Below are 13,708 nucleotides of genomic sequence, written 5' to 3' on the forward strand. Positions count from 1 at the left end.
AGCGCAAGGATATGCGTTGCTGTCAATGCATGAAGTCGATTTTCAAAAGTAGGGCGTGCTGGAAGCGGTGCCCGACTCCTTCCCGGAGCGGTCCTGGAATGAAGAGCCTTTTTGTATAACAACGACCTTGGAGTAGAGACATGATCAGTATCCTCAGTATCTTCCGCCGTACCCTCCGTCCCGCCGCAGCATTGCTGGTGGCGGCCGCAGCCAGCACCTCCTGGGCCCAGCAAAAGGAAGTCACGATCGCCTATCAGGAGATCAACGGCCCCTTCCTCGTTGCAATCGCCAGCGGTGAAATCGAAAAAACCACCGGCTACAAGATCAATTGGCGCAAGTTCGATTCCGGCGCCAAGGTCGCCACCGGCATGGCTTCCGGTGATGTGCAGATCGGCGTGATCGGTTCCAGCCCCTTGACCGCTGCGCTCAGTCGCGATGTGGACCTCCAGCTGTTCTGGATCGTCGACGACATCAACGAAGCCGAGGCCATGGTCGTACGCAACGGCTCCGGCATCGCCAAGCCGGCCGACCTGAAAGGCAAGAAGATCGGGGTGCCCTTCGTGTCCACCACCCATTTCCACACTATGTACGCGCTCGAGCTTTGGGGTGTAAAGCCGACCGAGGTAAGCCTGCTCAACATGCAGCCGAACCAGATCGCCGCTGCCTGGGAACGTGGCGACATCGATGCTGCCTTCGTCTGGGATCCGGCCCTGAGCAAGATCAAGCAGAACGGCAAGGTCATGGTCACGTCCGGCGAACTGAGCAAGAAAGGCCGTGCCACGTTCGACGGCATGGCGGTCGAACGCAAATGGGGTGAAGCCAACGCCGACTTCATGGCGAAATTCGTCAAGGTGCTGGCCGCCGCAGATGCCGATTACCGCAACAATCCCAAGGGATGGACCATCGATTCCCCGCAGGTCAAGGCGAATGTGAAGCTTTCCGGCGCGGAGGCCAAGGATGTCGCCGCTTCGGTAGCGTTGTACGCCTATCCCTCGCTGGCAGACCAAGCTTCTCCGGCCTGGCTCGGCGGCGGCGCCAATGGCGGTGTCGCCAAGGCATTGCAGGCGACCGCGCAGTTCCTCAAAGGCGAAGGCAAGATCGATTCCGTCGCCAAGGATTACGGACGCTTCGTCACTTCCCGTTACGTGGAAGCGGCAATGAAACTGAAGTAATCGCTATTGCACGGAGGCCGCACGGCAGGTAATGCCATGCGGTCTCACGATGCTGTCGAGGAAATGAGGACACCATGGAAAATCTCTACGTAAAAGACGTCAGCGTGATCTATCCCGGCAAGACTCCGGGCGAACGGGTTCATGCGCTGAACAACATCAATCTGACCATCAACAGCGGCGATTTCGTCGTTGCCCTCGGCGCCTCCGGTTGCGGCAAGACCACCTTGCTGAGCCTGATGGCCGGTTTCATCAGTCCCAGCAAGGGCGAGATCATGCTGGGCAACCGCAAGGTCGAAGGCCCCGGAGCGGACCGAGGCGTGGTGTTCCAGAAGCATGCGCTGCTTCCTTGGCTGAACGTGATCGAGAATGTCGAATTCGGCCTCAAACTGCAAGGCGTGGCTAAACCGCAGCGGCGGGAAGTGGCCGCTAGGAACCTGGCGCTCGTCGGCCTCAAGGATTTTCACGAACACATGATCTACCAGCTGTCCGGCGGCATGCAGCAGCGTGTGGGTATCGCCCGTGCGCTGACCTGCGGCCCGTCCATGCTGCTGATGGACGAACCGATGGCCGCGCTCGATGCGCTCACGCGCGAGACCATCCAGGAGCTGCTGCTGGACATCTGGAAAAAGTCGAAGACGATGTTCTTCTTCATCACGCACAGCGTCGATGAAGCCCTGTTCCTGGCTAACCGCCTGATCGTCATGTCGCCGCGGCCAGGCCGCATTACCCATACCTACGAACTCGATTTCAACAAGCGCTTCCTGGAATGCCGCGACGCGCGCGCCGTCAAGTCGAGTCCGGAATTCATCCAAATGAGAGAAACGGTACTGAACATCATCTATGGCGACGAACGTGCGGTTTCGCATGAAAAAGGAGCGGCATATGCATAGCCAAGTCAATGTCCAGACCGGACTGCAAAAACAGGCAAACGCGGCACCCGGTATGTTCTCGCGCCTGTTTGCCAAGCGCAGCGCGCAGCCCGGCGAAGCGTTTGGCGCGCCGGGGCAGGGCAGCGCCAGCACCATCGCCACCGTAACGGTCGTGGTAGTACTGGCCTTGTGGTTCATGGTCACGGCGACCGGGATGGTGAAACCCTTGTTCCTCCCGTCACCGAAAGCGGTATTCGACAAGTTCATTCTTGCTGTCAACGACGGCTTCGGCGGGTCCACCTTGCTGGCACACACGTTGACCAGTCTGGCGCGGGTCTTCGGCGCTTTCGCACTGGCCTGCGTCTTCGCGATACCGATTGGCATCCTGATGGGGGTGAGCCGCGTCGCACGCGGCATCTTCGATCCGCTGATCGAGTTTTACCGGCCATTGCCGCCGCTGGCTTATCTGCCGCTGGTGATCATCTGGTTTGGCATCGGCGAGTTTTCGAAGGTCTATCTGATCTTCCTCGCGATCTTTGCGCCGATGGCGATTTCCGCTCGCGCGGGTGTGCGCTCGGTATCGATAGAACAGATCCATGCCGCCTATTCGATGGGTGCCACGCGCATGCAGGTGATCCGTCATGTCATTCTTAAGGCGGCGATTCCGGAAATCTTCACCGGCATGCGTATCGGCATTGGCGTCGGCTGGACCACGCTGGTTGCCGGCGAGATGGTGGCTTCGACCCGCGGGCTGGGTTACATGGTGCTGAGCGCATCGGAATTCCTTGCCAGCGACGTCGTCATCATGGGCATCATCGTGATCGGCTTCTTTGCTTTCGTATTCGACCTGCTCATGCGTTACCTCGAGCACACCCTGGTGCCATGGAAGGGCAAGGTGTGAGGCTCGACGAGAGGCCGTTCCCGTGCCACAAGCGTCGGGGATAGCCTCTCACCTGTTATGGTTGAGGAGCAGGCTGGACGCCTGCTCCTCAACGACGCCAGAGTCATTTTGACCGGCGCTCCAAGATTCCACTTCAACGACCGCTCCATGCAAGGCGCTTGCAGCGGCACGCTTGCGCATCCATTTCATCGCCAACTTCCGGACCACCGTCATGAATACTTTGAGCATACGTTTCCGGCTGAACGTGCTGTTCGTCCTGATCGTATCCTGCCTGCTGCTGGTGTTCGGCGCCATCAACTACATCAAGATCAAGGCCGAACGCGAGGCCTCGATGCAACTGCAGACCGAAGCTGCGCTCAACCGCCTGTCGGCTGCGCTGCCGAATGCGGTATGGAATTTCGACAAGGCGCAGATCGATCAAAGCCTTGCATCGGAAATGTCGGCGCCCTTCATCGTCGGTATCCTCATTTCCAATGACAACAAACCGGTTGGCGGCGCGATACGTGGCAGCGACGGAAAAATCGTGGCTGCCTCCGCGCCGCCGGCGGCCGATGCCCGCCATCGCGCCGAACTGGTCTATGTGGATAACGGCAAATCCAACACGGTTGGCGAAGTCACGGTCTATATCTCGAATGACGAGATCGGCAATGCCTTGCGGGCCGACCTGCTTTGGAGCGTATTCCAGATCGTGATCCTGGATGTCGTCATCGTCCTGACGCTGTCCTGGATTCTCAACCGTATCGTGCTCTCGCCGCTGGGCCGTGTGCGCGATGCCTTGCACAACATCGCGCGCGGCGAGGCCGACATGACCAAGCGCCTGCCGCGCGGCAAGAGCAGCGAATTCAATGAGGTCGCCGACAATTTCAATACCTTCGTCGAGCGGCTGCAGACGATCCTGCGGCAAGTCAGCGGCAGCACCTTCGCAATTACGCTTGCCTCCCGGGAAATCGCCCAAGGCAACATGGACCTGTCCGAACGCACCGAACAGCAAGCCGGCTCGCTGGAACAAACCGCCGCATCGATGCAGCAATTGACCGGCACGGTCAAGCAGAACGCGCATCACGCCGAACAGGCCAACGACCTGGCGCTGAGCGCTTCCGCCGTGGCCGCCAAAGGCGGTTCCGTGGTGGCGCAGGTGGTCGACACCATGGGCTCGATCAATCAGTCGTCTAAGAAGATCGTCGATATCATCGGTGTCATCGATGGCATCGCTTTTCAAACCAACATACTGGCCTTGAATGCCGCGGTCGAAGCCGCGCGCGCCGGCGAACAGGGCCGCGGATTTGCTGTGGTGGCGTTGGAAGTGCGCAGCCTGGCGCAGCGATCTGCCGCGGCTGCCAAGGAAATCAAGTCCCTCATCGACAACTCCGTCGAGAAGGTGGATGCCGGCATGAAACTGGTCGATCAAGCGGGCATCACGATGGACGAAATCATGACCAGTGTCGATCGCGTGACGACCATCATGGGCGAGATCATGCGTGCCAGCCAGGAACAGACTTGCGGTATCGAGCAGGTCAAGCAGGCCGTCACGCAGATGGACGATACAACACAGCAAAATGCCGCGCTGGTGGAACAAGCGGCGGCGGCGGCGGCGGCCATGCAAAAGCAGAGCAATGCGCTTGCCGAGGTGGTCGGTGTTTTCAAACTACACAACAACGATACGCCGCCATAAGGCAGGCGATGCTTCATGTTTTATGAAAAGGGGAAAGCAAATGAAAAAAACGCTCTTGTGCTGCATCATTGCAAGCACGTTCACCACGCTGGTCCATGGCGCGGAAAAAGTGATCATCTATGGCGACGACGACTATGCGCCTTACTCCTATGTCGAGAATGGCCAGTTCAAGGGCATCTATGTTGACGTGCTCAAAAATGCGATCCAGAAGCTGCCTGCGGGCTATCAGGTGGAACTGCGTCCGATTCCCTGGAAGCGAGGCCTCGATCTGCTTGAAAGCGGCGCCGGCTTTGCGCTGTTCCCGCCCTATATGAAGAAGGAGCGCACTTACATACAGTCCTATTCGGTGCCGCTGCTGCGCGAGGAAGTGGCGCTCTTCTGCCACGAAGATGCCATGAAGTCCGTGCGCAAGAAGTTTCCGGAAGACTTTTCCGGTATCACCATCGGCATCAATGCAGGGTTTGCCTTGACCGATACGCTGGGCGCCGCCGCAAAGAGTGGCAAGGTCAATCTCAGCGAGGCCAAGGGCAATGAAAGCAATCTCAAGAAACTGGCCAGCAAGCGTGTCGATTGCTATGCCAATGACAAGGGTTCCATCCTTTATAGCGCAAAGAAGCTGCGCGCCGATCCGCAGTTCGGCAACTTCAAGCTGATCGAGGCGGCGATGCTTTCCGGCGAGTCCGCCCACATCGGTTACAGCGTCAACTTCAAAGCCGCCTACAAGACCGATTTCATTGAAAAGATGAATGCGGCCTTGAATGAAGTGAAGAAGGGCGATGCTATCAACACGGCGGTCGAGGCGTATATCAAGTGATGGATGGACGGTTCCCGCGATGGCGGCATGTACCGGTTTGAATCGGAGAAATACATGTTCTAAATTTTTTGAAAATGTATTGACGCTACCCGTTCGGTGGCGTAGATTGAGGCAATGTCTCTATTTTTGGAACTTTATGTATCAAATATAGAGAAATAGAAAATGAATGACTGGCGTATCGGCAACGTATCGACACGCGTCGCAATGATCGATATGCCATCGCAGTACAGGAGACAGCACAGCATGATTACCGAGAAAGATCAATCCGGCGGCTTGCAGCACGGCCTCAAGCAACGCCATATGACAATGATTGCGATAGGAGGCGTCATCGGCGCCGGCCTGTTCGTCGGCAGCGGCGTGGTTGCCAAGGCGGCGGGACCCGCGGTCATCTTGTCCTTTTTGCTGACGGGCGGCCTGGTGGTGCTGATCATGCGCATGCTGGGCGAGCTGGCGTCCTCGATGCCGGTCATCGGCTCGTTTTATGAATACGCCAGAGTGGCATTTGAAGACCGGCCCAAGGTATCGCAATTCCTCGGCTTCATGAGCGGCTGGATGTACTGGTACTTCTGGGTGGTGGTGGTCGCCCTGGAAGCCATTGCCGGCGCAAAGCTGATCAATTTCTGGCTGCCTGACCTGGCGCCCTGGACCATCAGCCTCGGCCTGTTGGTGATGATGACCTTCCTCAACATGTTTTCGGTGAAGTCGTTCGGTGAATTCGAATTCTGGTTCGCATCGATCAAGGTCGTGGCCATCATCGTTTTCCTCGGGCTGGCTGCGTTATTCCTGACCGGCATGCTGCCCAACAGCGTACCGGGCCTGGGCCATTTCCTCACCGCCGGCGGCTTCCTGCCCAATGGCTGGGCGCCTGTACTCAGCGGCGCGGTTGCCGCGACGGCCTTCTATTCCGGTGCGGAAATCGTCACCATTGCCGCCGCCGAAACCGCCGATCCGGCAAAGGCGGTTGCACGGGCAACCAATTCGGTAATCTACCGCGTGCTGTTTTTCTATGTGGCGTCGCTGTTCGTCATCGTCTGCATCGTGCCCTGGAATTCCGACGCGATCACCACGCCCTTTGTCAGTGCGCTGGAGACAATGAACATCCCGTATGCGTCGCACATCATGAATGCGATCATCCTGACGGCGGTATTGTCGGCACTCAACTCCAGCCTGTACGCTTCGTCGCGCATGATCTTTGCGCTGACACGCCGCGGCGACGCACCGACCAGCCTCGTCAAGCTCAGCAGAAATGGCGTGCCGGTACGCGCGATCCTGTTCAGCACCTTGTTTGCGTATGCCGCGATCGGCGTCTCCTATGTGTCGGCCGACGTCGTGTTCCCGTTCATCGTCAATTCCTACGGCACGCTGATCCTGTTCGTCTACCTGTTGATCGCCGTTTCGCAATTGCGCATTCGTGCCCGCCTAGAAAGAGAAAGCCCGGAGCGCATCAAGGTCCGCATGTGGCTGTACCCATATCTCACTTACTTCGCCATCGCCGCGATGTTGCTCATCCTCGGCGCGATGAGTGTGTCGCCCGATGCCGAACAACGCCTGTCGTTCTGGTTCGGCTTGGGCAGCGTCGGTGTATTGATGGCGCTCTATGCACTGACGCAAAAGATGCGCAAGATCGATCCCAAGGCCTTTGTCGCCTGTCCGGCTGCGGTCGATCAATCGCAGCTCGGAATCTGAGGCTCCGATAGGCTGCATAAAAAACGGATGGGGTTGGGGCGCGATGCTTGCGCTTCCAACCCCATCCGTTTTTGCCGTGGCAGCATGATCGCTGTGCTTATTCGTAGCCGATACTTTCCGTTGACGCCGCAGTATCGAACAGCGCGACAAAGTCGCGTGCGGCGGCAAGCGGATTCTTGGCCAGATAAATGCTGCTGATGGCCGCGACCATATCCGCACCGGCCACAAGCAGCGGTTGTGCATTTCCCGTCGTCATGCCGCCAATGACCACAAGCGGAAGCCCGATCTGCGCCTTCGCCCGGCTGACGATGCCGGGAGAAGTGGTGCTGGGATATTTCTTCACAAGCGAGGGATAAAAGCCGCCAAACGCCACATAGCTCGCGCCCGCTTGCCGGGCTCGGCAAGCGATGTCAAGGTCGCCATAGCAGGTCGCACCGACGATCTTGTCACTGCCGATGGCCGAGCGGATGGCGGCAATCGGCGTATCGTTGGCGCCGACATGTATGCCATCGGTATCGAGTTCAATGCAGAGTTTGACGAAGTCGTTGACGATGAATGGTCGTGCATAACGGCGGCAAAGCGCTTGCAACTGCGAGGCCTGTTCGTAGCGCAGTGCCGTGTCGGCCGTCTTGTTGCGGTATTGCACGAGAGAGGCGCCGCCGGCCAGCGCCTGTTCGGTGATGTCGAGCAGCTTCGCCGTATCGTGCCAGTCCGGCGTCACAAGATACAAGCCTCTCATGTCGTGCGTCCTTCCATCGGTGATGATGGCGATGCCGCAAAGCGCTTGGGAATGCGTCCGGCCAGATAGGCATCGCGCCCGGCTTCGACAGCGAGCTTCATAGCACGCGCCATGCGGATCGGATCCTTCGCGCCGGCAATTGCGGTGTTCATCAATACGGCGTCGCAACCCAGCTCCATCGCAATGGTTGCATCCGATGCGGTGCCGATGCCTGCGTCGACCAATACGGGGATCTTCGACTGTTCGATGATCAGCGACAGGTTCCACGGATTGAGGATGCCCATGCCGGAGCCGATCAGCGAGGCCAGCGGCATCACCGCGACGCAGCCCAGGCTTTCGAGGAGCCTGGCCTGGATCGGATCGTCGCTGCAATAAGCCATTACATCGAAACCATCCTTGACGAGAATTTCCGCTGCCTTCAGCGTTTCCGGCATGTTCGGGAACAGCGTCTTTTCGTCGCCCAGCACTTCGAGCTTGACGAGCTTGTGGCCGCCCAATAGCTCGCGCGCGAGTTGCAAGGTGTAGACCGCGTCTTTGGCGTTGTAGCAGCCTCCGGTATTGGGAAGGATCGTGTAGCGCGACGGCGGTACGTAATCCAGCAGGTTGGGTTCATCGGCCGCCTGGCCGATGTTGACACGCCGGATCGTGACCGTGACGATCTCGGTGCCGCTCGCTTCGATGGCGGTTCGCGTTTCTTCCAGGTCGCGATACCTGCCGGTGCCAACCAGCAGGCGGGAGCGGTAGGTCTTGCCGGCGATGGTTAGTCCATCGTGGGCCGGGCGGCCTGGAATGTCTTGATCAGGTGTCATGCGTGTCTCCGTTTGAGATAGGATGGTTTTCGGTGCATATCGTTATGTGCGACGCCCTAACCGCCACCGATGGCGTGCACAATCTCGACGCGGTCGCGCGGCTGCAGCAGGTGCTGTTGCCACTGGTAGCGCGGAACGATATGGCGATTGATGGCGACGGCAAGTCCTTTTCCCTGCAAGCCGATAGAGGTGACCAGGTCCTGCACGCTGCACGGAGCCGTGACCGGATGCGCTTTTCCATTCAAGTTGATTTCCATGTCGTGGCCTTTCCGTTTACTGCTTGCGATAGAGTTCGGCGCCGCTCTTGACGAATTCGACCGCCTTGACTTCCATGCCTTTCTTCAGCGCCTGCTCATCCGAAATGCCCTGGCTGGCCGCATAGTCGCGCACATCCTGGGTGATCTTCATCGAGCAGAAATGCGGGCCGCACATCGAACAGAAGTGCGCGACTTTCGCCGAATCCTTGGGCAAGGTCTCGTCATGGAATTCGCGCGCCTTGTCCGGATCGAGACCGATGTTGAACTGGTCTTCCCAGCGGAATTCGAAACGCGCTTTCGACAACGCGTTGTCGCGGATCTGCGCGCCCGGATGCCCCTTCGCAAGATCAGCCGCATGCGCCGCCAGCTTGTAGGTGATGATGCCTTCCTTGACATCGTCCTTGTTGGGCAAGCCCAGGTGTTCCTTCGGTGTGACGTAGCACAGCATCGCGGTACCGTACCAGCCGATCATGGCCGCACCGATGCCGGAGGTGATGTGGTCGTAGCCCGGTGCGATGTCGGTGGTCAGCGGCCCGAGCGTATAGAACGGCGCTTCATGGCACTGCTCCAGCTGCAAGTCCATGTTTTCCTTGATCAGGTGCATCGGCACATGGCCGGGCCCTTCGATCATCACTTGCACATCATGCTTCCAGGCGATCTGCGTGAGTTCGCCCAGCGTCTTCAGTTCGCCCAGCTGCGCTTCGTCGTTGGCATCGTAAATCGAGCCCGGGCGCAAGCCGTCGCCCAGCGAGAACGACACGTCATAGGCTTTCATGATGGCGCAGATATCTTCGAAATGTTCGTACAGGAAGGATTCCTTGTGATGCGCGAGACACCATTTCGCCATGATCGAGCCGCCGCGCGACACGATACCGGTCATGCGCTTGGCCGTCAGCGGCACATATTGCAGCCGCACGCCGGCATGGATCGTGAAGTAGTCGACGCCTTGCTCGGCCTGCTCGATCAGCGTGTCGCGGAAGATTTCCCAGGTCAGGTCTTCGGCCTTGCCATTGACCTTTTCCAGCGCCTGGTAAATCGGCACGGTCCCGATCGGCACCGGTGCATTGCGGATGATCCATTCGCGCGTTTCGTGGATGTGCTTGCCGGTCGACAGGTCCATCACGGTATCGCCGCCCCAGCGGATGGCCCAGGTCATTTTTTCGACTTCTTCGCCGATCGACGAGGTGACGGCGGAGTTGCCGATATTGGCATTGATCTTGACCAGGAAATTGCGGCCGATGATCATCGGTTCGATTTCCGGGTGATTGATGTTGGCGGGAATGATGGCGCGGCCGCAGGCGATTTCGGAGCGCACGAATTCCGGCGTGATCTCGGCAGGAATCGCCGCGCCGAAGCTGTGGCCGGGATGCTGGCGCCCCATCAGGTCGGCCAGTTTTTGTCCCATCGGACCGGAGGCCTTGAGGCCGTCCAGATACTCGCGCCGGCGCAGGTTTTCGCGGATCGCGATGTATTCCATTTCCGGCGTGATGATGCCCTGGCGCGCATAGTGCATCTGGGTCACATTCTTGCCGGCCAGCGCGCGGCGCGGCTTGCGGTGCAAATTGAAGCGCAGCTCGGCCAACTTGGGGTCGTTCAGGCGCTCGACGCCGTAGTGCGAGGTCGGGCCGGGCAATTCTTCGGTATCGTGGCGTTCGGCGATCCAGCCGGCACGCACTGCGGCCAGCCCGGAGCGGATGTCGATCTTGACCGCCGGGTCGCTGTAGGGACCGGAGGTGTCATAGACGGTGATCGGCGGGTTCTTTTCCGCGCCGAACGATGCCGGCGTATCGGCCTGGCTGATTTCGCGCATGGGCACGCGAATATCGGGGCGCGAGCCCTGGACATAAATCTTGCGGGAATTGGGCAGCGGCTGGATGGCGGCTTCGTCGACCGTGGCGGTCGCGGCGAGGAATGGCGGATGGGCGTTCATGTTGCTCCTTTGCTAAAACGATAAAGCGAAGGAGCGGCGGAAGAGTGGGGCGTATTTCCGGTTGCTTCCCTTCGCTGGCATTATCCAGATCAGGTTCAAGGGTATTTCTCACCCGGCGGTAGCCTGTTTCCAGACTTGCCAGGACCCCTAGCTTTGCCGGCATGAGCCGGCGGGTGTTGCTACAACTAAGCAGGTCCGCAGAAATTTTTTGACACGTCGTGTTCAGTACTCCCTTCTCCCGCAAGCGGGAGAAGGAGCGAAATACAAATGCAGCGGGTTTTGTCAAAAAATTTCTGCGAACTTGCTTAACTGGTTCGAGCCATGCTCGTTTGTATCCGCCGTGCGGGCGATACGCGCGGCATGCCCGTAAAAACAAAATCGACTTCGGGCCGACGACCGCTGACGATGTCCGCAATCGCACGCCCCGAGCCGCAGCCCATGGTCCACCCCAGCGTGCCGTGTCCGGTATTGAGGAAGAGGTTTCCGAACTTCGTCTTGCCGATATACGGCACATTCGATGGCGTCAGCGGGCGCAGACCGGACCAGTACACCGGGTTGTCGTAATCGCAGGCATCTGGAAAGAGTTCGCGTACGCGCCGCGTGATCGCGTCGCATCGGGTGTCGTTCAGTTCCCGGGTGTAGCCATTGAGCTCGCAGGTGCCGGCCACGCGAAGCCTGTTCCCGAGCCGCGAAAATACCAGCTTGCATCCATCGTCGGTCAACGACACGGTCGGCGCGGCATTTCCATCGACAATCCGGTAGGTCGCCGAATAGCCCTTGCCGGGATAGATGGGCAAGGCGATACCGAGCGGCTTGAGCAAGGGCGCGGAAAAGCTGCCGGCTGCGACCACATAAGCGTCCGCGCAAAGCAGTTCATGCCGCCCTTGCGCGTCAATGATTTCCACGCCCTTGATCCTTGCACACGTGCCGCCGCCCTCGGCCAGCAGGCGGGTCACCGTCGTGTTGAACCGAAAATCCACGCCGGCCGCCGCCGCCCTGGCTGCCAGCGCCGTGCTGAATTGATGGACATCGCCCGATTCGTCTGTCGCAGTGAAGTCGCCGCCGACGATCTTGTGGCGCAGATGCCTTAGGGCCGGTTCTACGCTCACCACGCCGTCGGCGTCCAGCGAGTTGCGCGGACAACCCAGCTCGCGCATCAGTGCGGCGGCGTGCAGCGACTTGCGGAACTCCCGTTCATCCGTATAGAAATGCAGGATCCCGCGCTGAAGTGCGTCATAGCTTATCCCGGTCTCGGCACGTACCGCGTGCAGCGTCTGGCGGCTGTACTCGGCAATCGCCACGATCTGTCGAATATTGTCGGCCACGCGCCCAGCTGTGCATTCCCGCAGAAAGCGCAGGCACCAGGCCCATTGCTGTCGGTCCCAGCGCAAGCGCAGCAAGAGCGGGGCATCTTCCCGTCCCAGCCATTTGACGATCTTGAGCAATGTTCCCGGATTGGCCCAGGGCTCTGCATGCGACACTGAAATCTGGCCGCCGTTTGCAAAGCTGGTTTCCATCGCGGCACCCGGCTGGCGTTCCAGTACCGTCACCTGGTGCCCGGCCTTGCGCAAGAACCACGCTGACGCCGTACCGACGATGCCGGAACCGAGAACGATGACTTTCATGGAATTCTCCCTGCGCAGTGAATGGCAATCATCGGCCCAGCAGCAGGGCGCCTGCCACCAGTAGTGCGATCCAGACCGTTTCCATCATCAGCATAAACACGGGACGCCAGCCGAGCGACGCGAGCGACTGGAAAGAGGTCTTCACGCCGAGGGCGGCAATTGCCGTGACCAGGCAGGCGCGGGAGGCATCGTTGATCCAGCCGCTGACCTGTTGCGGGATAAAGCCCATGCTGTTGGTGAGCACCAGCCAGACGAAGCCGATCAGAAAGAACGGCACCAGCGGAGGTGCATCGATTTCGGTCTTGCCATCCTTGCTTTTGAAGAGGATAGCGAGTGTCAGCACCACGGGTACAAGGCAGGCCACGCGAGTCAATTTGACGAAGGTGGCGACATCGCCGGTGTGGTTGGAGACCAGATAACCGGCACCGACAACCTGCGCCACGTCATGAATGGTGCCGCCGATGAAGACGCCCGCTTCGGTCATATCGAGTCCGAGCAGTTTGACCAGCAACGGATAGATGATCATCGCAAGCGTCGACAGTGTGGTCACGCCAACCACCGTGAGCAGGGTGAACTTTTCGTTTTCCTTGGTTTGCGGCAGGACCGCCGAGATCGCGAGCGCCGCCGACGCGCCGCAGATGGCGACCGAGCCGCCCGACAGCAATCCTTCGGTCGCCGGACGCTTGAGCCAGCGCGACAGCAGATAACCGAAGCAGATCGTCAGGATGAGGGCGCCGATCACGATGACCAGCGGCGCGATACCGACCGAAGCGATCTGCGCAAAGGTGATACGCGCGCCCAATAGCGCGACGCCGGTGCGCAGCAGGACCTTGGAACAAAACTCGATTCCGGGCTGGGCATTCGCATCGTTTGCCAGGAAATGGAAGGCAAGGCCGAAGAACAAGGCGTAGAGCAGTTGCGGACCGCCATAGCTCGTCGAAATGAAAGTCGCCGACAAAGCAATCGCGGTTGCCACCGCGATCCCCGGCCAGTTGCGCCGCACTGAGCGCGGCCGCCAGATTGCGATGGCGGAAGAGAGATAGGGAATGTTCATGTAGGGCGGGCGTGAAGTAGCCAAGGATGGGGATTTCATGAACCAATAACCTTAAATATTAAAAAACGGCACAAAATATCTCGTTTTTTATAATATACTCGCCCAACGGCTTTTAAAGCAAACCTTTTCTTTAATTTGGAATGATTTGTTCCGTTATGTGAGATTCAGATTGCTAGATAG

The 13,708-nt window shown here is 59.1% G+C and carries 13 protein-coding genes and 1 riboswitch; of the genes, 6 read left to right on the plus strand and 7 right to left on the minus strand.

What is annotated here, in order from left to right:
- The first annotated feature begins 140 nt into the window (after window positions 1-140).
- The 3 genes from tauA (at window position 141) to D3871_RS19935 (ending at window position 2,942) form a co-directional block, all read left to right on the plus strand.
- A complete protein-coding gene (gene tauA, locus D3871_RS19925) occupies window positions 141-1,172 on the plus strand; it encodes a taurine ABC transporter substrate-binding protein (RefSeq protein ID WP_119770801.1) in 1,032 nt (343 codons plus the stop codon).
- 74 nt (window positions 1,173-1,246) lie between these two features.
- Window positions 1,247-2,062 carry a taurine ABC transporter ATP-binding protein gene (locus D3871_RS19930; RefSeq protein WP_119770802.1) on the plus strand — a complete coding sequence of 272 codons (816 nt, stop codon included), beginning with the start codon at window positions 1,247-1,249 and terminating at the stop codon, window positions 2,060-2,062.
- Entirely contained in the window at window positions 2,055-2,942 is an 888-nt protein-coding gene (locus D3871_RS19935; protein WP_476638926.1) for an ABC transporter permease subunit, read from the plus strand. The genes D3871_RS19930 and D3871_RS19935 overlap by 8 nt, the downstream gene beginning before the upstream one ends.
- A 48-nt stretch (window positions 2,943-2,990) precedes the next feature.
- Here D3871_RS19935 and D3871_RS29970 read toward each other — a convergent pair whose 3' ends face one another.
- Window positions 2,991-3,170, minus strand: coding sequence for a hypothetical protein (locus D3871_RS29970; RefSeq protein ID WP_147376854.1), 180 nt, complete (start codon window positions 3,168-3,170; stop codon window positions 2,991-2,993).
- 208 nt (window positions 3,171-3,378) lie between these two features.
- Between D3871_RS29970 and D3871_RS31405 the strand changes: the two genes are divergently transcribed.
- The 3 genes from D3871_RS31405 to D3871_RS19950 all read left to right on the plus strand — a co-directional run bounded on the left by D3871_RS31405 (window position 3,379) and on the right by D3871_RS19950 (window position 7,114).
- Window positions 3,379-4,614 (plus strand): methyl-accepting chemotaxis protein, encoded by a 1,236-nt coding sequence (locus D3871_RS31405; RefSeq protein ID WP_476638927.1) that lies wholly within the window; start codon window positions 3,379-3,381, stop codon window positions 4,612-4,614.
- A 40-nt stretch (window positions 4,615-4,654) separates the two neighbouring features.
- Window positions 4,655-5,428, plus strand: a complete 774-nt coding sequence (locus tag D3871_RS19945) for a substrate-binding periplasmic protein (RefSeq protein WP_158597992.1) — start codon at window positions 4,655-4,657, stop codon at window positions 5,426-5,428.
- 243 nt (window positions 5,429-5,671) lie between these two features.
- Window positions 5,672-7,114, plus strand: a complete 1,443-nt coding sequence (locus tag D3871_RS19950; RefSeq protein WP_199724879.1) for an amino acid permease — start codon at window positions 5,672-5,674, stop codon at window positions 7,112-7,114.
- Window positions 7,115-7,211: 97 nt separating this feature from the next.
- On the opposite strand, the gene thiE is transcribed toward D3871_RS19950, so the two are convergent.
- The 6 genes from thiE to D3871_RS19980 all read right to left on the minus strand — a co-directional run bounded on the left by thiE (window position 7,212) and on the right by D3871_RS19980 (window position 13,567).
- Window positions 7,212-7,853: a thiamine phosphate synthase gene (thiE, locus tag D3871_RS19955; protein WP_119770805.1), complete on the minus strand. Its 642-nt coding sequence runs from the start codon at window positions 7,851-7,853 to the stop codon at window positions 7,212-7,214.
- Window positions 7,850-8,662 carry a thiazole synthase gene (locus D3871_RS19960; RefSeq protein WP_119770806.1) on the minus strand — a complete coding sequence of 271 codons (813 nt, stop codon included), beginning with the start codon at window positions 8,660-8,662 and terminating at the stop codon, window positions 7,850-7,852. The genes thiE and D3871_RS19960 overlap by 4 nt, the downstream gene beginning before the upstream one ends.
- Before the next feature lie 56 nt (window positions 8,663-8,718).
- Window positions 8,719-8,919 (minus strand): sulfur carrier protein ThiS, encoded by a 201-nt coding sequence (gene thiS, locus D3871_RS19965; RefSeq protein WP_119770807.1) that lies wholly within the window; start codon window positions 8,917-8,919, stop codon window positions 8,719-8,721.
- A 16-nt stretch (window positions 8,920-8,935) separates the two neighbouring features.
- Window positions 8,936-10,849 carry a phosphomethylpyrimidine synthase ThiC gene (gene thiC / locus D3871_RS19970; RefSeq protein WP_119770808.1) on the minus strand — a complete coding sequence of 638 codons (1,914 nt, stop codon included), beginning with the start codon at window positions 10,847-10,849 and terminating at the stop codon, window positions 8,936-8,938.
- Window positions 10,850-10,898: 49 nt separating this feature from the next.
- A riboswitch (TPP riboswitch) is annotated at window positions 10,899-11,008 on the minus strand.
- Window positions 11,009-11,154: 146 nt separating this feature from the next.
- Window positions 11,155-12,474 carry a D-amino acid dehydrogenase gene (locus D3871_RS19975; RefSeq protein ID WP_119770809.1) on the minus strand — a complete coding sequence of 440 codons (1,320 nt, stop codon included), beginning with the start codon at window positions 12,472-12,474 and terminating at the stop codon, window positions 11,155-11,157.
- A 28-nt stretch (window positions 12,475-12,502) separates the two neighbouring features.
- The gene (locus D3871_RS19980) at window positions 12,503-13,567 is read right to left on the minus strand and encodes a YeiH family protein (RefSeq protein WP_233575735.1); all 1,065 of its coding nucleotides are present in this window, start codon (window positions 13,565-13,567) and stop codon (window positions 12,503-12,505) included.
- Window positions 13,568-13,708: the final 141 nt, after the last annotated feature.

Origin of the sequence: Noviherbaspirillum saxi (genome assembly GCF_003591035.1) — a bacterium.
Classification (GTDB): domain Bacteria; phylum Pseudomonadota; class Gammaproteobacteria; order Burkholderiales; family Burkholderiaceae_D; genus Noviherbaspirillum; species Noviherbaspirillum saxi.